Source organism: Polynucleobacter hirudinilacicola (assembly GCF_002192535.1).
GTDB classification, from domain to species: Bacteria; Pseudomonadota; Gammaproteobacteria; order Burkholderiales; family Burkholderiaceae; genus Polynucleobacter; species Polynucleobacter hirudinilacicola.
In genome coordinates, this window is sequence record NZ_NAIA01000003.1 from 406,048 (window position 1) to 428,237 (window position 22,190).

Sequence of the window (22,190 nt, forward strand, 5' to 3'; positions counted from 1 at the left end):
AAACCAATATGACTTTTCCAGGTCATATCCTCAAATCTACAGGGGTGATGTAGAAAAGACCGCAAGGTCAGTTTCAAGGAGTTGTCATCATGAGTGAAAACAGATCTATATCTGGGCTTACCGATGCAGAGGCTCAAGAATTCCATGCATTTTATGTGCAAGGTCTTTTAGGGTTTGTTGCTATCGCAGTCGTCGCGCACATACTTGTATGGGCATGGCGTCCATGGTTCTTTTGATGCAGTAGTAAGTACATAGTAAATAGCGCAGCTAAAAGGAGTAGTGAATATGAAGACCAATACAGATTTAATCAATAAAAATGATTTTCAGGACACCATGTCCTTCAAGTTCATTTTCTTAGTTAGTTATGTGGTGATCTTTATCGTTGCCCTCATTTTGGTTGTGTTGCCTTCCTCTCAGAAAAGTTGGTTATTTTCCGAATCTGACGGTGCATCATTTTTAAAGTCAGTTGAGTCAGGCGTTTACAGCTTTATGTCTTACTTAAATTAGGAGAAATATTATGTGGAGAGTATGGAAGTTATACGACCCGTTACGTGCGATGGTTGCACAGGGCGTTTTTCTTTTTGCTTTGGCGGCCATGATTCATCTCATTTTATTGAGCACAGTTCAATACAAATGGTTGGATGGAATGAGTCAAGAGCAGTACAAAGCAGCAATCTCAGCAGCGAAGAAGTAATTAGAAGTGAAAACCGTAGACGAATATCTAGAAATAGCCATTCGTCTACGTACGATTAATTTATTTTGAGAAAAATTCTCATTATGTTAGGAGCACAAAATGGCCATGCTCAACTTTGAAAAGAAATACCGCGTTCGCGGTGGAACCCTCATTGGTGGAGATCTTTTTGATTTCTGGGTAGGTCCTTTTTATGTTGGATTTTTTGGTGTAACAACCATATTTTTCGCATTCTTAGGTACCGCGATGATTTTATGGGGCACTTCTCAGATGGGAGTCTGGAATATCTGGCAAATCAATATTGCTCCGCCAGACCTTAAATATGGACTTGGGGTAGCGCCATTAATGGAGGGCGGATTGTGGCAGCTGATTACCATTTGTGCCTTAGGTGCTTTTGGATCCTGGGCGATGCGCGAAGTTGAGATCTCACGCAAACTGGGTATGGGCTTACATGTACCGGCTGCTTTTAGTATGGCGATCTTTGCTTACTTCACGCTAGTGGTCATCAGACCTATTTTGATGGGTGCATGGCATTTTGGTTTTCCGTATGGAATCCTCAGCCACTTAGATTGGGTGTCGAATACTGGTTATCAGTATCTACACTTTCATTACAACCCTGCACATATGATTGCAGTGACATTGTTCTTTACAACAACACTAGCGCTGTCATTGCATGGCGCATTGATTTTGTCATCAACCAATCCTCAACCTGGGCATACGGTTAGAACACCAGAGCACGAAGACACATTCTTTAGAGATATTGTGGGTTACTCCGTTGGAACACTGGGTATCCATCGCTTAGGTTTATTTCTAGCTCTAGCAGCAGTATTTTGGAGCGCAGTATGTATTGTCATTAGCGGACCATTTTGGACTAAAGGATGGCCGGAGTGGTGGACATGGTGGTTGAATTTACCAATCTGGGGATAGTTTTAGCTCAATTGAAAATGCGGAGAGCATGATGGAATATCAAAACCTATTTACACAAACGCAAGTAACCGGCCCCGCTAGTCATGGCGTTCCTATTAACGCATACGATATGCGCGAAAGAACTAAAACCATTGGCTTTAGTCATCTCATGGGGCGACTGGGTAATGCACAACTAGGCCCCATCTACCTTGGGCGCCTTGGTGTCGCATCATTGATGTTTGGTATGACTGCCTTTTTCATTATTGGCATGAATATGCTGGCGCAAGTGAACTGGAATCCACTACAGTTTGTGAAAAAACTATTCTGGTTATCGCTTGATGCACCGGCCCCTAAATATGGACTGACATTTCCGCCATTGAATGAAGGGGGTTGGTGGTTAATTGTGGGCTTATTCACCACAATCTCCATTATGTTGTGGTGGTTGCGTACCTTCCGTAGGGCGCAAGCATTGGGAATGGGTACCCACGTACCTTGGGCATTTGCTTCTGCCATTTGGTTATTTCTAGTACTCGGCTTATTCCGTCCAGTATTGATGGGCAGCTGGAGTGAAGGCGTTCCCTTTGGAATCTTCTCTCACCTAGATTGGACATCTGCTTTATCCATTCGTTATGGAAATCTGTTTTACAACCCATTTCACATGCTCTCAATTGTTTTCCTCTATGGTTCAGTGCTGTTGTTTGCAATGCACGGTGCAACCATTCTTGCGGTAAGCCGCTTTGGTGGTGAACGAGAGATTGAACAGATTGTTGATCGCGGAACCGCATCTGAAAGAGCTGCGTTGTTCTGGAGATGGACGATGGGCTTTAATGCAACCATGGAATCTATCCATCGTTGGGCTTGGTGGTTTGCAGTCTTAACTCCATTGACTGGCGGTATTGGAATCTTGTTAACCGGTACGGTAGTGGAGAACTGGTATTTATGGGGAGTAAAACACAATATTGCTCCTGCCTATCCAGCGATTTATGGGACTGTAGCTGACCCAGCTTTGAAAGCACCGGCAGCCCCAGTAGCTAAAGGGGACAAAAAATGAAAAATTTGACTCATAAAATTTCGATTGCATTGAGTATCTTTGCAATGGTGACATTGACGGCCTGCGAAAGACCGCCGATAGACGCAAAGCAAACGGGCTATCGTGGAACTGGTATGGATCAAATCAATAATCCACGTACTGATGAACAGTTAGCCAAGATCAATGAGATGCCAGCGGCACTACCTTCATCACCAGATGGTCCAAAGGCAGGGGCGGTCTATAAGAACGTCAAGGTCTTGAATAATCTGAGCGCTGCTCAATTTAGTACCTTTATGGTTTCTATGACTGCTTGGGTTGCGCCTAATGAGGGTTGTGCTTACTGTCATAACGTTCAAAATTTTGCTGATGACTCGCTTTATACCAAAAACGTTGCTAGAAGAATGATTCAGATGAATCAAAGTATTAACGGTAATTGGGGCGATCACGTTAAGACTACCGGGGTAACCTGCTACACCTGTCACCGTGGCAATAATGTTCCGCAAAACGTTTGGTTTAATCCTGTTGAAAAACGGGGTGGCAATATGTTGGGTAATGCTAATGGTCAAAATGATCCGCAAAAAACAAATGGCTATTCTTCATTACCGAATCAGCCCTTTGCCAGTTACTTTGTAGCCAATGCTGGTGCCGCTCGCATCATTGGGGATACGGCATTACCTACAGGTAACAAAGGATCCTTGCAAAGCACTGAGAATATTTATGGTGTGATGTCACATATGTCCCATTCGCTGGGAGTGAACTGCACCTATTGCCATAACAGTCGTGCATTTAATAGTTGGGAAGAGAGCACTCCACAACGTATCCAGGCTTGGCAAGGAATTCAGATGCTGAAAGATGTCAATACGACCTTTATCAGTCCTTTGGCTTCCATATCGCCTGTGCACCGGAAGGGGCCTGATGGTGATGTTGGTAAAGCAAACTGTGCAACTTGTCACCAGGGTGTTAATAAACCACTTTTAGGCAAGAGTATGTTGCAAGATTACCCATTCTTGGCTCCGAGTAACAACAAGCCAAAAGATGGCAATCAACTTGCTAAGAACTAATGACCAAATCTCCATCAATCAATCTGATCGATGGAGATTTAATTTAAAGGGCGCTTGATGGACCAAAAGGTCGATCACTTTAAGATTCCAGAAAATGTAGTGGCATATAGCCATGTCAATAATTCTGAGCGCGCTTTGGTGATTGGCGCAGGATTTGGCGGCCTTGCGGTAGCTATTCGATTGGCACTCAAAGGCTACGATGTTCAGGTCCTTGAAAGACTCGGCAGCGCAGGTGGGCGTGCATATGTTCATCGTCGTAATGGATTCACATTCGATGCGGGTCCAACCATCATTACTGCACCATTCTTATTAGAAGAGTTATGGGATATGTGCGGTAAAAAGATGTCAGATGATGTTGACCTTCGGGCAATGGATCCTTTTTACCAAATTCGCTTTGCTGATGGACGTGTTTTTAACTACACCGGCGACTTGGAGCGCATGAAAGTAGAAGTCGCTAAATTTAGTCCAAAAGACCTACCGGGCTATCTCCGATTTTTAGATGAAGCAGAAAGTTGCTATAAGCTGGCCTTTGAAGACCTGGGCGATGTTGCATTTGATAATGTTCAGGACTTGGTAAAAGCCATGCCTAATTTAATTAAGATGCGCGCTTGGAAGAGTTTGTATAGCGTGGTAGCAAAGTATATTAAAGACCCGCAATTACGTGAAGTAATGAGTTTTCATCCTCTATTGATTGGCGGAAATCCTTTTTCTGTCAGCTCTGCTTATGCACTGATTAACTCTCTAGAGCGTAAATGGGGGGTTCATTCCGCCATGGGTGGGACGGGCTCCATCATTAAAGGAATGGTTGGTTTATTAAACGGCTTAGGCGTAAGCATCCGTTATGCAAGTACCGTCAAGAAAATCAATATTGTTGACAATAAAGTCACTGGTGTGACCTTGGAAAATGGCGACGTTTTATACGCCAATAAAGTGGTATCCAATGCTGATACTGCTTGGACCTATAAAAATCTCATTGATCCTGAATATCGTAAAGTATGGACAGATAAAAAAATTGAAAATGGTAAGTACTCAATGAGTTTATTTGTTTGGTACTTCGGGACCAAAAAGCAATATCCTCAAGTGCCACACCATATGATGTTATTAGGTGAGCGCTATAAAGAATTATTAAACGATATCTTTAAGCGCCATCATTTGGCTAAAGATTTTAGTCTCTACTTACATCGTCCTACTGCTACAGACCCTAGTTTGGCTCCAGAGGGCTGCGATACTTTCTACGTCTTGTCGCCAGTGCCGCACTTAGATAGCGGAACTGATTGGAGCGAAGTGGCAGAGTCATACAGAAAATCAATTGCCAAAATGCTAGGCGAAACTGTTTTACCCGGTTTAGAAGAGAATCTGGTGGAATCATTTGTGATGACGCCACAAGACTTTCAGGATCGACTGCTTTCTTATAAGGGTGCTGCATTTGGCCTTGAGCCACTCTTGACGCAGAGTGCTTGGTTCAGACCCCATAATCGCAGTGAAGATATTGAAGGCCTCTATATGGTTGGTGCAAGTACGCACCCAGGGGCTGGAATTCCGGGAGTCTTGTCTTCTGCAAAAGCACTGGATTCACTTATTACTCCCGCAAAAATGGTATCCAATCATGCTAGATAGAGCGATTACCTCTGAATATGGATTTCAGATAGATTTAGAGACTTGCGAGAATCTGATGCGGGATGGTTCCAAATCCTTTTTTTCTGCAGCCAGAATACTTCCAACGAAGATTCGTGATTCAGCCATAGCCTTGTATGCTTTTTGTCGCATGCTTGATGATATGGTGGATGATCAACACGCCCCTGAGGATGTGATTAAGCAAATCGAATATCGTCTTGATCGTATCTATGCACAAAATCCAGTAGATATTCCGGCTGACAGAGCTTTAGCGATTGTGGTCTCACGGTTTTTAATTCCCCGTGACATATTAGAAGCCTTGGTGGAAGGTTTTAGATGGGATCGCACTGGGCGTCAGTATCAAACAATTGATGAGCTGTGTGACTATGCCGCAAGAGTTGCCTCGACAGTAGGCGCAATGATGACCCTCATCATGGGCGTACGCGACCGCGATATCTTAGAGCGTGCATGTGAACTTGGTTTAGCAATGCAGCTCACCAATATTGCTCGGGATGTAGGTGAAGATGCCAGAAATCATCGCTTATATTTACCAAGAGAGTGGCTTAAAGCTGAAAATATTGATCCAGATGCTTGGTTACAAAATCCAGTGTTTAACGATGCAATCTCCAGAGTGATTCAAAGACTCATATCTCAAGCAGATGACATGTATAAGCGCGCTTCATATGGCATCGTTGGCTTACCACGCAACTGTCGTTCCGCCATTTCTGCTGCCAGCTTAATTTACTCAGAGATTAGTCGACAAATTGAGCGGCAAGGGCTTGATAGCATCAGCAATAGGGCAGTAGTTTCTAAGCGGAAAAAAATATTGCTATTGCTAAAGTCTTTGCAATCGACTATCTATAGCTCAAAATTAAATCATAGCCTCAGTAAAATTCCATCAATTCAATTTCTAGTGGATGCGGTTGAGCCTGAGGCGCCTTATGCTCACTACAGTGGTTCAGTAGAAGATCGGTTGATTTGGGTTGTTGGGCTGATGGAAAAGATTGAGCGGCGCAAAGTACAGTCCTACAACTCCCTAGCCCAGCATTAACAATATTCCCGCACTGCCAATTTAAAACAGGCGAGTTGGGTTTCTGGGCATTCTCCAGGGCAGCATCAATTGCACAATATTAGACTCTAAGCGCTTGACATTGAGTGTCTCATGCATTGAAACGACCTCTTCACCCAGTAAGTGGGATTGGATCATTGAGCGCGCATAAAAGGGCGTGTCTTCATAGGTATTCAGAAGGGTGACACTAGGCTCTCCCCCGGATTGTTCGGAACGCATATTGCGTTTGATGCCCCAGCCCGTTTTTCGAAGTAACACTCTTGCTGGTGGCTCAAAGGACTCTACAGTTCCGTTAGGATTAAATTTGCTCGCAATGATGCGCTCATTGCCATTCTTTTGTCTGACATCGTAGATGACTGCTGTGCTGCCATCTTTGAGATGGGCTCTTGACCAATCCCATTCACTAAAAGGCTTGCTGATGGCCTCATCGCCCTCATTAGAGTCAAAATAAGCATTTCCTTGCCACTGAAGAGAAGGGTTTGTAAAGGAAACTTCCACTCTTGCTGATGGTGCGATAGGGCCCCAGCGGTGCTTTTGATGATCATCTAGTGCTACAACATGATGAAAGAGTTGCTCGGGAAATACTTTGATACTTCCTTGAACTTTTGTCCCTAATAGAGGAACGCGCTCATCAATCTGAATGGTGAGCACATCATTTTCCCAGCGTAAATGACTAGGCCCAACAGTAAATTGATGGGCTGTTCTCTCAATCGCATTTTGACCGCGCTCAGTCATGGTCCAGTATTTTTTTGTGGGGGTATAGAGTGCTACATTAATTGCGCAGTAATCATCCGCAGGCGCTAGTTTTGTTTTGTTAGCCCAGGCATAGTAGGGTGAAAAGACGCTGCCTACAAAAGCAATAATGCTAAATCCATAGAGCCCATCATCGCTGAGGCCGTCGATGTACCACCAGAGATAGTTGCCAGGATCTACTGCTTGATCAAACCGAGGCGTTCCATCAGGGTTGCGGCCGCCAGTCGTCCTGACATAGCTGCCATTGGAACTCCCGGACCCGGATGAACGCTGCCCCCCGCTAGAAGTAGATTCTGAATTTGAGATTGAGAACCTAGCCGTTGAAAGGAGCTCATCCAGCCGTGAGTTGCTTGGCCATAAAGAGCTCCACCTCGCCCCGGAAATAGTTTGGCAAATTGCTGGGGTGAGGTTCGCGTGATCTGTGCATCCTGCAGTTGAAGGCCATACTGGCGCATGAGTGAAAAAGCTTTTTGTTCGCATCGTTCTATTTCCTCATCATCAGATTGAATATCGCCATTGGCAGGTGCGTTGACTAAGCAAAAAATTCTTTCATAGTCATTATTTTCACTTGCAAAGTCTCTTCTGTCTTGGGCGCAAATATAGACAGTAGGATTGCTAGGTAATTTTTTCTTTTCAAAGATATCGGTAAATTCACTTTGGTAGGGCTGGTTAAAGAATACGTTATGTCTTACCAATGGAAAGCCTGATGCCTTGACGCGCATAGACCAGGTCACTGCTGAAAGTGAATCGGTTTGCTTTAAGTTCTGGGGAATGGCAGCATTTGCCTGCTTACCCAGTAAGCCATGTTGCAGCGCGTTGATATCGCCATTAAAGATCAGGTAATCGCATTCAATGACCTCGCCAGAAGTGAGTTGAACGCCGCTTATCTTGGATCCCGAAAATTGGAGCGATTGAACCTCAGCCCCATATTGAAAATGACACCCTTTTTTTTGGGCCAAGCGGGCTATAACCTCTGGGATTTTAGTCATGCCACCTTTGATGGACCATACCCCTTTCATTTCTACCTCAGCAATGAGCATGAGGGTAGCTGGTGCCAGGTAGGGAGATGAGCCACAGTAGGTTGCATAGCGACCAAATAATTGGTGTAAACGCGGATCTGGAAAATAGTTTGCAAGCGCAGACCAAAGATTACTAAATGGCCCAATATCCCAAAGTACTTTGCTCTTTTGGATACCTAGTGCAGACATCATGCCGAGTAAGTTTGGACGCGGAGATTCAATAAATGGATCTTTTAGTGACTCATACACTTTTTTCGCTGTCTTGCAAAACTCTAAAAATAACTGAGCTTGCTTAGGACTAGAGAATTGTGCAATGGCATCAGCGCTTTTTTGAGTATCCGCATAGAGATCAAGTGGCGCATCCCCCCAGCTATGCCGAGCCAGAATATCCAGCGCCTCTAACTCAAACTCCGCATCAAAACTTTCACCGCAGTCAGCAAAGAGTTGTTCGAAGATCCAACGCATCGTAAATACGGTGGGCCCAGAATCAATCGGTGCATCATCTACTTTAATGGCCCGAATCTTCCCTCCAGGGGCATTGCCTTTTTCTAATACAGTGACATCAAGACCGCGATGCGCAAGCTCAAGTGCGGCAGTGAGTCCACCAATACCTGCCCCAACAACAAGGATCTTAGGGGATTTGGACATGTTTACCTTGCCAAATACCTTGCGCCTTAATTACCCTGAATCTCGTAAACATTGATTCAGAAAAATACGCCTGTCCGTAAGCCGCTTTAATTGCTGATAGATGCGCGCCTTGCTGAGCATATTGATCAAGCGACTGAGCGTTATCCCAAATAGTGAAGGTAGCCTGACGAAAGTAGGGGGCCTCACCAACTCCCGCTGTCAGAATCTTTCCTGAAGCAAGATTAATAGCATCTTCTGCAGGTTTTGCCTTTGCCCAAAATTGCATTGCTTTACTTGGTCTAATAGAAGCTCTGGTCAATGATGCAATGGGACCTAGCTTCGGAGGATTCGGGTCTGAGCATAATAAGGAGAAGCCAGACCAAGAGCCACGACTGGAGTAGGGCTGAACAGTGGCCAGAAAAAACTCTTTAGCGTGATCTTGATACGCTTTCAGAATCGATGATGATTCCTCAAACCGTGCGGCATTTTGCGCAGAATCAAAGACACAGAAGAAGCCTTGTTTAGTAAGGCTAGGTGTGGTGCTAAATCCACCATTCAAACCAGAGCCCAGCACTTTACAAAATTGCAAACCGGGAATGTGTTTAAAAGGGAGCTTACCTAAGATGTACCGAGAAAATCCCCATCCTCTGGCATTGGGAGCAATATCAATTAAGCCTAATACTGCTGTCTGCTCATTCATTCGATCTTAGGCGTCAGCATCATCGTTGGCATTGCTGTCAACAATACCAAAACGTCTCATTTTGATGTACAGACCCTGGCGTGATAAGCCAAGCAACTCAGCTGCCGATGCTCTATTTGTCATGGTGAGGTCAAGCGCAGCCAAAATACAAAGTTTTTCAATGATGTCGGTGGTCTCGGTAACGATTTGTTTGAGTGGCACCTTACCAACTAATTGAGTTAATTCTTTGGCGTTCTTGCCAAGATTTTCTGGCTTATCAGTTGGTTGATTCGAGGCCTTAGAAACTTGATGGATGCCAATTGCAACAAGTGAAAGTTTCCCGCTATTAAAACCGACAGCAGAAATGCGGACATCTAAAGGCGAGCTGCCATCATCCGCAGTAATCGTACTTGCATAATCTTTGATGGAGCCGTATTCACGAACTGTACCCAGAATAATCTTGAGATCAATGCTAGCTCTTCCAAGCCAAATTTCTAGTGACTTTCCTAGGATGCCCTCTTTTTGGGTAGATTGGGACATCGACACAAACGTGTTATTGGTAGTAAGGACAACCCCGTTGGTACTACAAACGATAAAGCCGTCTTGAAAATCCTCCATTGCTTGGGCAAGTAATGTTGCCTGCTCATTGACTGTCCCAAGATGGGCAGCTTGAGATTTTGGCTTAATGGATACAAGGCATATATTTTGATTTCCCTCGCGCAGAAGCGCACTCGAAATTTCTACATTCTCTTTTAGATTCTCAAGGGTTGTTTGAATCGATGATTGCAATATCCCAGACTTGGATTCCAGAAGGTAGTTTTGAATCGCTTCATGATCTTTTGCAGGAAATAAATTGACAAAGAGTTTGCCCTGAATTTTCTTCAGATCACCCACTAAGAAACCGGCTGATTTATTGACCTCAATAATTTTTAAGGTCTGGCTATCTACAATTAAATAAGCCTGGTCAATACTATTAAAAAGCTGCAGGTAACGATTCTGGATCGCATGAAGATTTGCATAATCACGCTCAATTTCCTGTTGGGACTCAACTAATTTTTGCTGCAGAGTAGAAATGCTGCTGAGATCTTTACCAATCGCAACCGACTTGTTTTCTTTTGGGAAAAAGATGGTGCTGTATTGAATGGGAATTGAATTGGATCCATCTATCTCTTGATTTACTTGACGCCATTTTTGCTCATCACGATCTTCATTGGTTTTGAGAAGGGCGTTGATTTTTGGTTGGCTGTCAATCGCAACAGTATCTAACCATTTTTTATTGGTTAAAGATGCTGTATTACTAGAAATGGGTTTGGTACCATCAATGACTTTTTCAATCACACCGGCTTTATCGATGATGAGTGCAATGTCAACTGAGTAGGCAAGCAGCTCGGCTGCTAAATGAATATCGATATTATTTAGTTTTGAAGAATCTGAATGATAAATTTTGGTCACAGTGTCTTCTACTTATTCTTCTAAGTTTTTTGTTCTAATTGGCTGAGATACTGCTCAAGTTGTTGAACGGACCCCTCAGGACTAAACGCCTTAACATCTGCCTGAATATGGTCAAAAGCATCGGGCGCTTTATTATAGAGCGGCCCTCCAATGAGAACAACGATTTTTGGGTTCTTCGATTTTTGTCTGAGTAAATTTATCAAGTTTGGAAGTTCTTCAAGCTGCTCATTCGTTGCAACTGAAATCGCAAGTGCTTGATGCATTTTTGTTTCGACTCCTTCAACCATGGAGTCAATATTGGCTTTATTGGGCCGATGCACCTGCCAACCAGAATACGTCAGAAAGTTGGCGAAGATGAGCGTGCCAAGTGTGTGCTGTGAGCCAGGACAGCCAGAAATAAAGATGGATTTATTTTGTTGTCGCTCTAGCTGATTTGCCTGAAAGAGGTAATCTAGTTTGTAGATGACTCTTTCAAGCTTATTGACGCCAATGGATACGTCTGCAAAGCTCAGGCTATCTTCTTCCCAGTGCTTTCCTAATTTTCTTGCAAGCTCTGGTATCAGCTCTAAAACAATGTAGTCAATTGCTATTCCATGGGCTTTATGGGTTGTGATCGCAAGTTCAAATGCGCCTTCTTCAGCATTGAGTAAAAGGTTAGCAATTCTATTAACTTCTTCTTCATCGAGAGCGTTAGAGGCTTTGCCTTGCTTATCTGACGGGGGCTGAAGCCAATTTTGATTAGAGGAGGTCCTAGACGCTGAGCCGTCTACTTTGCGTTCAATCTCCTCAATTAATACTGGTAATTGAGTGCTGACAACTTCCCTGATGAGTTCTTTCTTAGCTAATGTATTCACTAAATAGCCCTTAGGATAGTAATTGCGTCATGAGCGATAATGAAAATGTAAAATAATTATTACACTTGTAATCAGAATAAGGCAATTATTTTGCTATAAATAGGGTTTATACCTATAAATATCAGGGTAAATACTAGTTTTTGTAAGGCAAATTTGGCGTAAAGTTTTGTTTACACATAGCCAACAAGGCAGCCTCAAAAAATGAAGACTAGTAAGCCCCTTTACAACCCAGAACAACGCGCAAAACGCGATGCCACTATCTGGACATTAGTTCAGGGAATTCTGGCCCCAATTCAGTTTTTGGTTTGCCTTGTGAGCCTTTGTTTGGTGCTGAGATATCTCGTTACTGGAAATGGTTATGAATTGGCAACTATTTCCGTAGTGATTAAAACGGTATTTCTCTATCTAATCATGCTCACAGGAAGCATTTGGGAAAAAGTGGTTTTCGGAAAATATCTTTTTGCAGAAAGCTTCTTCTGGGAAGATGTTTTTAGTATGTTGGTTATTTTTCTGCATACCCTCTATCTCTATTTCCTTATCTTGGGAGATATGGGTCAGCGTGGCTTGATGTATCTTGCTTTGGCAGCCTACGCCTCTTACTTTATTAATGCAGGTCAATTCATTTACAAACTGCGTATCGCTCGTTTGCAGATGAATAAAGGGGTTGCCGCATGAATGCCATCGTAGACTTGCCAAAAGATCACGCAGGCTTAGTGGGCAAAAATATTCCCATCTATAAAGAGCGCGGACAAAGAGAAGTGTTTTGTGGACTTACCGGAATTATTTGGCTGCACCGCAAAATACAAGACGCATTCTTTTTAGTGGTCGGCTCTCGCACCTGTGCCCATTTGGTTCAATCTGCTGCTGGCGTGATGATATTTGCAGAGCCACGTTTTGCTACTGCCATTATTGATGATCGTGATCTTGCGGGGATTGCAGACGCGCATGAAGAATTGGACCGTGTTGTAAAGGCCTTACTTGCACGTCGTCCTGATATCAAAATGCTGTTTTTAGTAGGCTCATGCCCTTCTGAAGTCATTAAGTTGGACCTTTCGAGAGCTGCGCAGCGATTAAACAAAGAGTTTTTGAATCACTGTCGCATCTTGAGTTACTCGGGTAGCGGTATTGAAACTACTTTCACCCAGGGAGAGGATGCATGCCTGGCCTCTTTGGTGAATGAGATTCCAAAGCCAACAGCAGTAGGCGAGAAAAAACTATTAGTTGTCGGTTGTTTGCCGGATGTTGTGGAAGATCAATTTCAGCGTCTTTTTACCGAGCTTGGCATTGGTCAAGTTTCATTTTTCCCGCCTAAGAACTCTCAGCAAAAAATTGAGATTGATGGCAACACTCAATACTTACTTGCACAGCCATTCTTGGCTGAAACAGCCAGATTGATTGAAGAGCGGGGCGCTAAAAGAATTTCTGCACCATTCCCATTTGGTGTTGAGGGAACTACAGCTTGGTTAAAGGCTGCAGCGAATGAGTGGGGTATTACCTCACCCCATTTCGAGCAGGTCACGCAAGCCAGAATCGAACGCGCTAGAAAGAGTTTGGCGCGCTATTTGCCAATGTTAGAAAACAAAAGCATCTCTTTCTTTCCAGACTCTCAATTAGAGATTCCATTGGCGCGTTTTCTGTCACAAGAATGCGGTATGAAAGTGCTAGAAATTGGAACACCTTATCTGCATAAACAGCATCTTGAGGCAGAGCTGGAATTATTGCCTGAGCATTCCAGAATTGTGGAAGGCCAAGATGTCGAGAAGCAATTAGATAGATGTCGTAGTGATAAGCCCGATATTGTGGTTTGTGGTCTAGGGCTAGCCAATCCACTGGAAGCAGAGGGCATTACAACCAAGTGGTCGATTGAGTTGGTGTTTAGTCCCGTACACGGCTATGAGCAGGCTGCAGACTTAGCAGAGCTATTTGCACGTCCTTTGAACCGCAGTATGAGATTGGCTGCTTAAGGAATCCTATGCAATTAACTCTGTGGACATATGAAGGCCCTCCTCACATTGGAGCAATGCGCATTGCAACTTCAATGACAGATATGCATTATGTTCTGCACTCCCCCCAAGGAGATACCTACGCAGATCTGCTGTTTACGATGATTGGCCGTTCACGTAAGCGTCCTCCAGTTACCTACACTACCTTTCAGGCAAGAGACTTGGGTGGCGATACAGCGCAGTTATTTCAAGATTCAGTCAATGATGCGTATCAGCGTTTTCAACCAAAGGCAATGATTGTTGGTGCCTCATGTACTGCTGAGTTGATTCAAGATGATCCAGGTGGTTTGGCAAGAGCATTAAGCCTGCCTATTCCAGTTATCCCTTTGGAATTGCCTTCGTATCAAAAAAAGGAAAACTGGGGAGCATCAGAAACTTTCTATCATATTGTTCGTGGCTTAGTGAGTGTCGATAAATCGATTTCAGCGCAACAGTATCAAGAGAAGCGTGTTGCGAGCAAGCAGGAAGGCCAAAAACCTAGCTGCAATATCTTAGGACCAACAGCCTTAGGTTTTAGAAATCGTGATGATGTACAGGAGATTCGAGGCCTACTCGAATCTATGGGCATAGAGGTGAGGGTAGTAGCGCCATTAAATGCATCCGTATCTGATCTCGCTAGGATCACAGAAGCTGACTTCAACGTATCTCTTTATCCTGAAATCAGTCAGCTGACTTCTACTTGGCTCACTAAAACTTTCGGCCAGCCATTCACAAAGACTATCCCGATTGGTACTAAAGCAACTAAGGCATTTATTCAAGAGGTAGCGCAGCTTGCTAATCTCAATCCTGAAGCCACCTTAGCGGATCAAGAAGAAAGAGCTCACTGGTATGCCAAGTCGGTTGATTCAACCTATTTAACTGATAAGCGGGTATTTATCTTTGGCGATGCCAGCCATGCTATTGCAGCAGCAAAGGTTGCTGCTGAAGAAATTGGCTTCAAAGTAGTCGGCCTGGGAACTTATAGTCGTGAATTTGCACGTGAAGTTCGTGAAGCTGCAAAAAATTACGATGTTGAAGCGCTAATTACCGATGACTACTTAGAAGTAGAGCAAAAGGTTGCTGAGTTAAGTCCAGACTTAGTTTTGGGAACTCAGATGGAGCGCCACATCGCCAAGAGATTAGGTGTTCCTTGCGCAGTGATTTCAGCTCCAGTACACGTGCAAGATTTCCCTGCACGCTACTCTCCTCAAATGGGTTTTGAGGGCGCCAATGTTTTATTTGATACCTGGATTCATCCTCTGATGATGGGTCTAGAAGAGCATCTCATCATGATGTTCCGCGATGACTTTGAATTTACTGCTAAAGCAGCGCCATCTCACTTAGGTCATGGAAGCCCTAGTGCAAAAGAGCATGCTCCGGCTGTAGCGAATACTAACGATGCAGTTCCTGCTCAGTCAGCCCAAGTCAACGCTGAAGTCTTTAATGGCGCTAATCCAGCCAATCTTTGGGATGCAGCTGCTGAAAAAGAATTGGGAAAGATTCCATTCTTTGTGAGAGGTAAGGCGCGACGTAATACTGAAAAATTTGCAGTAGAGCATGGCATTAGTCAAATTACGATCGAAACTCTCTATGACGCAAAGGCTCACTATGGCAGATAAGCGTACTTCAATGAGAGTCACTATCGTGACTATGGATACGCACTTGGCTAGCGCGACCGAGCGGGCTCGCTACGCACTTAAAAAGAAAATGCCTGGTCTGGAATTAACGATTCATGCCGCATCAAGCTGGACAGTAGACAGCAAAGCTTTGGCAAGCTGTATTGAGGATATTGAATCAGCCGATATCTTGATTGTGACCATGCTGTTTATGGAAGACCACTTTAAACCAGTGATCGATGCACTCAAAGCAAGGCGAGAGCATTGTGATGCAATGGTTTGTGCAATGTCAGCAGGCGAGGTAGTGAGTCTAACCCGCATGGGTGGGTTTGATATGGGCAAGCCTGCTAGTGGCTTGCTTGGTTTGCTCAAGCGCCTCAGAGGTAATAAAGAAAAATCTCAGACCGGTGGCGCAGCGCAAATGAGAATGTTGCGTCGTTTGCCAAAAATTCTGCGTTTTATTCCTGGTGGTGCTCAAGATGTCAGAGCCTATTTCTTAACCTTGCAATATTGGTTGGGTGGCTCTGAAGAGAATCTTTACCACATGGTCAAGAATTTAGTGAATCGTTACGCTACTGGTGAGCGTGAGGTATTTAAAACTAAAGAGAAGTTAGTTGAGCCAGTAATCTATCCAGACAATGGTATTTATCATCCGCGGCTTCAGGGTCGCATGAGTGAATCGATAGCTGATCTACCAAAGCTCGTAAGTGATCAGAAATCCAAAGGCAGAGTAGGCCTGTTGCTACTCAGATCTTATATCTTGGCTGGTAATACTCTTCACTATGATTCAGCTATTGCTGCGCTAGAGGCACAAGGCTTACAAGTGTTGCCGATTTTTGCAGTCGGCCTAGATGCACGACCCGCGATTGAGCAATTCTTCTTCCAAAACGGAAAAAATACTGTAGATGCTGTGGTCTCCTTGACCGGTTTTTCTCTAGTAGGTGGCCCTGCTTACAACGATGCGAAGGCAGCAGAAGAGGTATTGGCATCGCTGGATGTGCCTTATCTTGCGGCGCAACCTCTTGAGTTCCAAACCTTAAATGATTGGGGCGGTTCAGATCGTGGCCTATTACCAGTTGAGAACACCCTCATGATCGCGATTCCGGAGTTGGATGGTGCGATTGTCCCCATGGTATTTGGTGGTCGTGCTGGTGAAGCAGATGTGCAGTGCACTGGATGCCATAAAGCATGCGTATTTGAAGCCAGCATTAATCGCCACGATATGCATACTTGTGTGGAGCGCACTGCGATGTTGGCGGCACGTGTTAGCAAACTCATTGCATTACGCAAATCTGAGCGCGCTAATCGCAAGGTAGCTTTAGTAATGTTTAATTTCCCACCCAATGCGGGAAGAGTTGGTACAGCTGCACATTTGAGCGTATTCGAATCTGTCTTTAATACTCTGAAGAGCTTGAAAGCAGAGGGCTATACAGTTGATATTCCCAACTCTTTAGACGAATTCAGGGATCAGATCCTCATCGGAAATGCCAAGCAATTTGGCACAGATGCCAATGTGCATAGCCAAATTAGCACCGATGATCATATTAAGCGCGAGCCTTGGTTAAAAGAGATTGAAGCTCAATGGGGCCCAGCTCCAGGCAAACTCCTCACCAATGGATCATCCATTTTTGTTCTGGGTAAGCAATTTGGCAATGTTTTTGTGGCCCTTCAGCCTGGCTTCGGGTATGAAGGTGATCCAATGCGATTGCTTTACGAAAAAGGATTTGCACCTACTCATGCATTCTCAGCCTTTTATCGTTATCTAAGAGAAGATTTTGCTGCTTCTGCAGTCTTGCATTTTGGTACGCATGGTGCGCTTGAGTTTATGCCAGGCAAGCAATCTGGTATGTCGGGTTCTTGCTGGCCAGATCGCCTCATTCATGATTTACCGAATTTATATATTTATGCCTCAAACAATCCCTCAGAAGGGGCGATTGCAAAGAGACGTGCTGGTGCAACACTCATCAGTTACTTAACTCCACCAGTTTCTCAGGCAGGCCTTTATCAAGGCTTGTTAGAGCTCAAAGAAGCTGTCGAACATTGGCGTAAAGCAGTACCTAAGGATGATGATCAAGCCAATACTCAAGTTTGGGATGCTAATGCACAGGAACTGTTGGATTCTCTACAAGCACAGGCGGTCGAATTGGAGTTTGTATCTGCAGAGCCGGTATGGAAGACTTTGGATGCAGACACAGTCAATAAAGCAGTGATGCATTTAAGCGAGCAAATCCTAGAATTAGAGTACACATTGATTCCGTATGGCTTGCATATATTGGGCGGCCAAATGAGTGAAGAGCAAAGCCTGGATATGTTGATGAGCTATGCGTCTGTTCAAGAAGGGCAGATTCAAGATTTATCTAGAGAGTCGATGAGTGCACTGATGCATTGCCAAAGTATTGAACAGTTTGCTAAAGAGCAAAAGCTTGCTTTAACACCTAGCTTACAAGAGGAGTTAAGTCAGGCAATGAATATGCATCGTGATCTACATTCCGATAGCGAAATGCAAGGTATTCTGAAGGCCCTGGAGGGTCGCTATATCCGTCCTGCGCCAGGTGGCGATGTACTCAGAAATCCTCAAGTACTTCCTACTGGCAGAAATGTTCATGGCTTTGATCCATTCCGAATTCCTAGTAAGTTTGCGATGAAGGATGGCGAATACCAGGCTAATAAAATTTTGGAAAGATATCAAGCCGATGGAAATCCATTGCCAGAATCGATCGCCATGGTTCTTTGGGGCACTGATAACTTAAAAACAGAAGGTGGCCCAATTGCGCAAATCTTTGCCTTAATGGGTGCGCAACCACGTTTTGATAGCTTCGGTAGATTAGCAGGTGCACAACTTGTACCACTAGAAGAGTTAGGTCGTCCACGAATCGATGTGATGGTATCAATTTCTGGAATCTTCAGAGACCTGATGCCTTTGCAAATTAAGATTCTGGCCGAAGCTGCTTACTTGGCAGCAGCAGCAGATGAGCCAGTTGAGCAGAATTTCATTCGTAAGCATGCTCTTGCTTATCAAGCTAGTAATGGCTGCGATCTTGAGACAGCTGCATTGCGTGTATTTGGTAATGCTGAGAGTGCCTATGGTGCTAACGTCAATATGATGATTGATAACGGCTTGTGGCAAGACGAAAATGAATTAGCAGAAACCTATACTCGCCGTAAAAGCTTTGCATACGGAAGATCTGGTAGACCAGTGGTGCAAAGTGAATTATTAAATTCCATTCTTGCGGATGTCGAGTTGACCTATCAAAATCTGGATTCCATTGAATTGGGTGTAACCACAATTGATACTTATTTTGATACCTTAGGCGGCGTGAGTCGTGCAGTGCGTCGGGCTAAAGGTGGCAAAGCAGCTCCGGTATATATCGGCGATCAAACCAAGGGTGACGCAGTAGTTCGGACCCTCAATGAGCAGGTCTCATTAGAAACTCGCTCACGCATGCTCAATCCTAAGTGGTATGAGGGCATGCTGAAGCATGGTTACGAGGGCGTGCGCCAATTAGAGAGTCATCTTACAAATACGGTAGGTTGGTCTGCAACCACCGGTCAAGTAGAGCCTTGGGTGTATCAACACCTTACTCAGACATTCATATTAGATCCAGAAATGCGTGAGCGTTTAATGAGTCTTAACCCTGCATCATCAGCGAAAGTAGCAAGCCGTTTATTAGAAGCATCAGAAAGAAATTATTGGAAGCCAGAGCCATCGGTATTAGAGACATTACGTCGCGTTGCCAATGACTTTGAAGATCGACTTGAAGGTGTATATGAGGGAGTACCTATTTAATGGAAACGGTTAACGTACCAATTTCTTCAATTAATTCTCGAAGTAAGCCATTGGACGGTGAGGGTAGTTTGCAAGTTCACCTTGATCCAAACGAGAAAATTGGCAATGCGAAAGTATTCGCGATCTATGGCAAAGGTGGGATCGGGAAAAGTACAACTTCTTCTAATCTCTCCGCAGCCTTTTCCTTATTAGGAAAACGAGTGATTCAGATTGGTTGCGATCCAAAGCATGACTCTACCTTTACGCTCACTAAAAAGTTAGTTCCAACAGTGATTGATATTCTTGAGTCAGTCGATTTTCACTCTGAAGAATTACGCGTAGAAGATTTTGTCTACGAAGGCTTTAACGGCGTGATGTGTGTTGAGGCTGGTGGCCCTCCAGCGGGAACTGGCTGCGGTGGTTATGTAGTCGGTCAAACTGTAAAGCTCTTAAAAGAGCATCATTTACTAGAAGACACTGACATTGTCATTTTTGATGTGCTAGGTGACGTTGTGTGCGGTGGTTTTGCTGCTCCATTACAGCATGCTGACCGCGCACTGATTGTGGCTGCTAATGACTTTGACTCTATCTTTGCGATGAATCGTATCGTTCAAGCGATTAGTGCAAAGGCAAAAAACTATAACGTGCGCTTAGGTGGCGTGATTGCTAATCGCAGCAAAGATACCGATCAGATCGATAAATTCAATGATCGAGTTGGTCTGAAGAAAATGGCTCATTTTCCTGATCTAGATGCTATTCGTAAGAGCCGTTTAAAGAAATGCACGATTTTTGAAATGGAATCTACGCCTGAAATTGAGGCGGTGAAAGAGGAGTACCTCCGCTTGGCAGCCAGCCTACTTTTAGATGATGATCCTTTGTTGATGGAATCTCTAAAAGATCGTGAAATCTTTGACTTACTAGGATTTGATTAATCATGGATGCTATTTCCTATTTAGATAGACGCAGTAAGTTACAGGACTATTTTGATCGTACTGCTAACGATGCTTGGGCAAAGCTGACATCAGATGCTCCAGTAAGCGGTATTCGAGCAACCGTGAGAGCGGGGCGCGACCAAATGCGCAATAGCATTATTAGTCGATTGCCAGAAAATCTGACTGGCAAAAGAGTTCTAGATGCAGGTTGTGGCACCGGCGCTGTAGCGCTTGAGCTTGCTAATAAAGGGGCTTTAGTTACTGCAGTTGATTTGTCACCCAATCTGATTGAGCTTGCAAAAAGCAGAATTCCTGAATCTGACCGCCAGAACATTCAGTTCTATGCTGGCGATATGTTGGATGAGGCTTATGGTGACTTCGATTATGTCATTGGCATGGACTCCATGATTCACTACTGCGCCAAGGACATGTTGGTAGTCTTGGAGAAATTATCCTCACGCGTTAGTGAAAAAATTCTCTTTACCTTTGCCCCAAGCACATTGCCGCTTGAGCTCATGATTCGGGTTGGCCGCTTATTTCCAAGAAGAGACAGGGCTCCATTCATTGAGCCTATTAGTCAAACCAGGCTGCATCAAGCAATCAAAGAGTCCCCTTGGTTTGTTGATTGGGAAGTACCCTTTACACATTTAGTTTCTAGTGGGTTTTATAAATCTCAATTAATGGAGCTGCAAAAGAAATCATGATGGGCATGTTTAAGATCGCCAAAGCATGGACGAGGATTAATCCTCGCTATTTGCCTTTTGCTGATGTGGCGACTCCTAACTTGCCTTTGGGGCGCCTGCTCAGACTATCTTTGTTTCAGGTGTCTGTTGGTATGGCCACCTCATTACTAGTTGGCACTCTTAATCGAGTCATGATTGTTGAGATGAATATAGAAGCATGGATAGTAGCCTTAATGGTGGCTTTACCTTTGGTCTTTGCCCCTTTTAGAGCTTTGATTGGCCACAAGTCTGATACTCACCGCTCGATATTGGGTTGGAGAAGGGTTCCTTATATCTGGATTGGTACCTGGCTGCAGTTTGGTGGTCTTGCCATCATGCCATTTGCCCTCATCTTGTTATCTGGCGACACCCACTGGCCTATCTGGTTCAGTTATCTTGGTAGCACCTTGGCGTTTTTGCTAGTTGGTGCAGGTATGCAAACCACCCAAACTGCTGGTCTGGCCTTAGCCACTGATTTAGCGGATGAGAAAAATAGACCACGCGTTGTTGCCATGATGTATGTCATGTTGCTGGTGGGCATGGTGTTTAGCGGAATTTTGTTCAGTGTATTTTTGAATCCCTTTAGCCCTATGCAATTAATCAGGGTGATACAGGGCGTGGCCATCCTCACTTTATTGCTCAATCTCTTTGCTTTGTGGAAACAAGAAGCTCGGCAGCCAAGAAATACCTCTCCCGCAATTCCTCAGCCTAAATTTACTCAGAGCTGGCATGAGTTCATCAGAAAGCCGCACGTACGCCGGTTTTTAGTCATGCTGGGTCTCGGTACAACTGCCTTTAGCATGCAAGACATTATTTTGGAGCCTTATGGCGGTGAGATATTGCAGCTTGATGTTTCTGCAACCAGTTTCTTAACAGCCCTTATTGCATTTGGATCTTTATTGGCTTTCTCGCTTTCGGCCAGATGGTTAAGTCGTGGCCACAATGCCCACAGAATTGCTGCGTTAGGTTTATTACTCGGCTTAATCGCATTCAGTATGGTGATCTTTTCTGAACCTCTAGGCTCCCCAAATCTATTTAGATTAGGCGCACTCTTGATTGGCTTTAGTGGAGGTTTATTTGCTGTCAGCACTCTAACCATCGCAATGAGCATGGAGCAAGACAATATGAGTGGCATGGTAATAGGCGCTTGGGGTGCTGTAACTGCTACTTGTTCAGGTATTGGCATGTCCTTGGGCGGTGGAATTAGGGATCTCGTCGGTCAATTGGCAACGAGTGGGGCAATTGGCTCCGCCTTAATGAGCCCAGCCATTGGTTATAGCTTTGTTTATCACATTGAGATTTATTTGTTGTTTATTACTCTGATTGCATTAGGTCCTTTAGTTGCTATAAGGACAAGTTTAGGGGTTTCAAAAATCGGTAAGTTTGGCCTAGCTGATTTTCCAGGCTAGTTTTTAAG

Annotated in this window: 20 protein-coding genes; 15 read left to right on the forward strand and 5 right to left on the reverse strand. The window is 44.3% G+C overall.

Going from position 1 to position 22,190, the window contains the following annotated elements; all coding sequences use genetic code 11:
* Positions 1-89 precede the first annotated feature (89 nt).
* The 8 genes from pufB to B6A14_RS06190 all read left to right on the forward strand — a co-directional run bounded on the left by pufB (position 90) and on the right by B6A14_RS06190 (position 6,353).
* Positions 90-236 (forward strand): light-harvesting antenna LH1, beta subunit, encoded by a 147-nt coding sequence (pufB, locus tag B6A14_RS06155; RefSeq protein WP_087909627.1) that lies wholly within the window; start codon positions 90-92, stop codon positions 234-236.
* A gap of 49 nt (positions 237-285) precedes the next feature.
* Positions 286-507: a hypothetical protein gene (locus B6A14_RS06160; protein WP_087909628.1), complete on the forward strand. Its 222-nt coding sequence runs from the start codon at positions 286-288 to the stop codon at positions 505-507.
* Between the two features lie 10 nt (positions 508-517).
* Positions 518-694 carry a light-harvesting antenna LH1, alpha subunit gene (gene pufA / locus B6A14_RS06165; RefSeq protein WP_087909629.1) on the forward strand — a complete coding sequence of 59 codons (177 nt, stop codon included), beginning with the start codon at positions 518-520 and terminating at the stop codon, positions 692-694.
* Positions 695-793: 99 nt separating this feature from the next.
* Positions 794-1,618 (forward strand): photosynthetic reaction center subunit L, encoded by an 825-nt coding sequence (gene pufL / locus B6A14_RS06170; protein ID WP_087909630.1) that lies wholly within the window; start codon positions 794-796, stop codon positions 1,616-1,618.
* Between the two features lie 28 nt (positions 1,619-1,646).
* Positions 1,647-2,648, forward strand: a complete 1,002-nt coding sequence (gene pufM / locus B6A14_RS06175) for a photosynthetic reaction center subunit M (protein WP_087909631.1) — start codon at positions 1,647-1,649, stop codon at positions 2,646-2,648.
* Positions 2,645-3,688 (forward strand): photosynthetic reaction center cytochrome PufC, encoded by a 1,044-nt coding sequence (gene pufC, locus B6A14_RS06180; RefSeq protein ID WP_087909632.1) that lies wholly within the window; start codon positions 2,645-2,647, stop codon positions 3,686-3,688. The genes pufM and pufC overlap by 4 nt, the downstream gene beginning before the upstream one ends.
* Positions 3,689-3,745: 57 nt before the next feature.
* Positions 3,746-5,305: a phytoene desaturase gene (locus B6A14_RS06185; RefSeq protein ID WP_087909633.1), complete on the forward strand. Its 1,560-nt coding sequence runs from the start codon at positions 3,746-3,748 to the stop codon at positions 5,303-5,305.
* A gap of 55 nt (positions 5,306-5,360) precedes the next feature.
* Positions 5,361-6,353: a phytoene/squalene synthase family protein gene (locus B6A14_RS06190; protein WP_236635676.1), complete on the forward strand. Its 993-nt coding sequence runs from the start codon at positions 5,361-5,363 to the stop codon at positions 6,351-6,353.
* Between the two features lie 21 nt (positions 6,354-6,374).
* On the opposite strand, the gene B6A14_RS06195 is transcribed toward B6A14_RS06190, so the two are convergent.
* The 5 genes from B6A14_RS06195 to B6A14_RS06215 all read right to left on the reverse strand — a co-directional run bounded on the left by B6A14_RS06195 (position 6,375) and on the right by B6A14_RS06215 (position 11,755).
* Positions 6,375-7,106 carry a carotenoid 1,2-hydratase gene (locus B6A14_RS06195; RefSeq protein WP_236635677.1) on the reverse strand — a complete coding sequence of 244 codons (732 nt, stop codon included), beginning with the start codon at positions 7,104-7,106 and terminating at the stop codon, positions 6,375-6,377.
* 194 nt (positions 7,107-7,300) lie between these two features.
* On the reverse strand, positions 7,301-8,791 hold the full coding sequence (gene crtD, locus B6A14_RS06200; RefSeq protein ID WP_087909635.1) for a 1-hydroxycarotenoid 3,4-desaturase CrtD: 1,491 nt from the start codon (positions 8,789-8,791) through the stop codon (positions 7,301-7,303).
* The gene (locus B6A14_RS06205; protein ID WP_087909636.1) at positions 8,775-9,470 is read right to left on the reverse strand and encodes a spheroidene monooxygenase; all 696 of its coding nucleotides are present in this window, start codon (positions 9,468-9,470) and stop codon (positions 8,775-8,777) included. Before B6A14_RS06205 ends, crtD begins: the two co-directional genes overlap by 17 nt.
* A 6-nt stretch (positions 9,471-9,476) precedes the next feature.
* The gene (ppsR, locus tag B6A14_RS06210; RefSeq protein ID WP_087909637.1) at positions 9,477-10,901 is read right to left on the reverse strand and encodes a transcriptional regulator PpsR; all 1,425 of its coding nucleotides are present in this window, start codon (positions 10,899-10,901) and stop codon (positions 9,477-9,479) included.
* 20 nt (positions 10,902-10,921) lie between these two features.
* Entirely contained in the window at positions 10,922-11,755 is an 834-nt protein-coding gene (locus B6A14_RS06215) for a cobalamin B12-binding domain-containing protein (protein ID WP_087909638.1), read from the reverse strand.
* 201 nt (positions 11,756-11,956) lie between these two features.
* Between B6A14_RS06215 and bchF the strand changes: the two genes are divergently transcribed.
* From bchF to B6A14_RS06250, 7 genes are read left to right on the forward strand one after another with little or no spacing between them, the layout of a single operon-like run.
* Complete coding sequence (gene bchF / locus B6A14_RS06220) at positions 11,957-12,430, forward strand: 2-vinyl bacteriochlorophyllide hydratase (RefSeq protein ID WP_087909639.1); 474 nt, start codon at positions 11,957-11,959, stop codon at positions 12,428-12,430.
* Complete coding sequence (locus tag B6A14_RS06225) at positions 12,427-13,719, forward strand: ferredoxin:protochlorophyllide reductase (ATP-dependent) subunit N (RefSeq protein ID WP_087909640.1); 1,293 nt, start codon at positions 12,427-12,429, stop codon at positions 13,717-13,719. The genes bchF and B6A14_RS06225 overlap by 4 nt, the downstream gene beginning before the upstream one ends.
* 8 nt (positions 13,720-13,727) lie before the next feature.
* Entirely contained in the window at positions 13,728-15,356 is a 1,629-nt protein-coding gene (gene bchB, locus B6A14_RS06230) for a ferredoxin:protochlorophyllide reductase (ATP-dependent) subunit B (protein WP_087909641.1), read from the forward strand.
* Positions 15,346-19,140 (forward strand): magnesium chelatase subunit H, encoded by a 3,795-nt coding sequence (locus B6A14_RS06235; protein ID WP_236635678.1) that lies wholly within the window; start codon positions 15,346-15,348, stop codon positions 19,138-19,140. The genes bchB and B6A14_RS06235 overlap by 11 nt, the downstream gene beginning before the upstream one ends.
* Positions 19,140-20,051 (forward strand): ferredoxin:protochlorophyllide reductase (ATP-dependent) iron-sulfur ATP-binding protein, encoded by a 912-nt coding sequence (bchL, locus tag B6A14_RS06240; RefSeq protein WP_087909643.1) that lies wholly within the window; start codon positions 19,140-19,142, stop codon positions 20,049-20,051. Before B6A14_RS06235 ends, bchL begins: the two co-directional genes overlap by 1 nt.
* A gap of 2 nt (positions 20,052-20,053) precedes the next feature.
* Positions 20,054-20,755 carry a magnesium protoporphyrin IX methyltransferase gene (gene bchM, locus B6A14_RS06245; RefSeq protein ID WP_087909644.1) on the forward strand — a complete coding sequence of 234 codons (702 nt, stop codon included), beginning with the start codon at positions 20,054-20,056 and terminating at the stop codon, positions 20,753-20,755.
* A complete protein-coding gene (locus tag B6A14_RS06250) occupies positions 20,752-22,182 on the forward strand; it encodes a BCD family MFS transporter (RefSeq protein WP_087909645.1) in 1,431 nt (476 codons plus the stop codon). The genes bchM and B6A14_RS06250 overlap by 4 nt, the downstream gene beginning before the upstream one ends.
* The last annotated feature ends 8 nt before the right edge of the window (positions 22,183-22,190 follow it).

Excerpts from the sequence above, each read along its gene's own strand:
- pufB (WP_087909627.1), top strand. The coding sequence starts at position 90 with ATGAGTGAAAACAGATCTATATCTGGGCTTACCGATGCAGAGGCTCAA.
- B6A14_RS06160 (WP_087909628.1), top strand. The coding sequence starts at position 286 with ATGAAGACCAATACAGATTTAATCAATAAAAATGATTTTCAGGACACC.
- pufA (WP_087909629.1), top strand. The coding sequence starts at position 518 with ATGTGGAGAGTATGGAAGTTATACGACCCGTTACGTGCGATGGTTGCA.
- pufL (WP_087909630.1), top strand. The coding sequence starts at position 794 with ATGGCCATGCTCAACTTTGAAAAGAAATACCGCGTTCGCGGTGGAACC.
- pufM (WP_087909631.1), top strand. The coding sequence starts at position 1,647 with ATGATGGAATATCAAAACCTATTTACACAAACGCAAGTAACCGGCCCC.
- pufC (WP_087909632.1), top strand. The coding sequence starts at position 2,645 with ATGAAAAATTTGACTCATAAAATTTCGATTGCATTGAGTATCTTTGCA.
- B6A14_RS06185 (WP_087909633.1), top strand. The coding sequence starts at position 3,746 with ATGGACCAAAAGGTCGATCACTTTAAGATTCCAGAAAATGTAGTGGCA.
- B6A14_RS06190 (WP_236635676.1), top strand. The coding sequence starts at position 5,361 with ATGCGGGATGGTTCCAAATCCTTTTTTTCTGCAGCCAGAATACTTCCA.
- B6A14_RS06195 (WP_236635677.1), bottom strand. The coding sequence starts at position 7,106 with ATGACTGAGCGCGGTCAAAATGCGATTGAGAGAACAGCCCATCAATTT.
- crtD (WP_087909635.1), bottom strand. The coding sequence starts at position 8,791 with ATGTCCAAATCCCCTAAGATCCTTGTTGTTGGGGCAGGTATTGGTGGA.
- B6A14_RS06205 (WP_087909636.1), bottom strand. The coding sequence starts at position 9,470 with ATGAATGAGCAGACAGCAGTATTAGGCTTAATTGATATTGCTCCCAAT.
- bchF (WP_087909639.1), top strand. The coding sequence starts at position 11,957 with ATGAAGACTAGTAAGCCCCTTTACAACCCAGAACAACGCGCAAAACGC.
- B6A14_RS06225 (WP_087909640.1), top strand. The coding sequence starts at position 12,427 with ATGAATGCCATCGTAGACTTGCCAAAAGATCACGCAGGCTTAGTGGGC.
- bchB (WP_087909641.1), top strand. The coding sequence starts at position 13,728 with ATGCAATTAACTCTGTGGACATATGAAGGCCCTCCTCACATTGGAGCA.
- B6A14_RS06235 (WP_236635678.1), top strand. The coding sequence starts at position 15,346 with ATGGCAGATAAGCGTACTTCAATGAGAGTCACTATCGTGACTATGGAT.
- bchL (WP_087909643.1), top strand. The coding sequence starts at position 19,140 with ATGGAAACGGTTAACGTACCAATTTCTTCAATTAATTCTCGAAGTAAG.
- bchM (WP_087909644.1), top strand. The coding sequence starts at position 20,054 with ATGGATGCTATTTCCTATTTAGATAGACGCAGTAAGTTACAGGACTAT.
- B6A14_RS06250 (WP_087909645.1), top strand. The coding sequence starts at position 20,752 with ATGATGGGCATGTTTAAGATCGCCAAAGCATGGACGAGGATTAATCCT.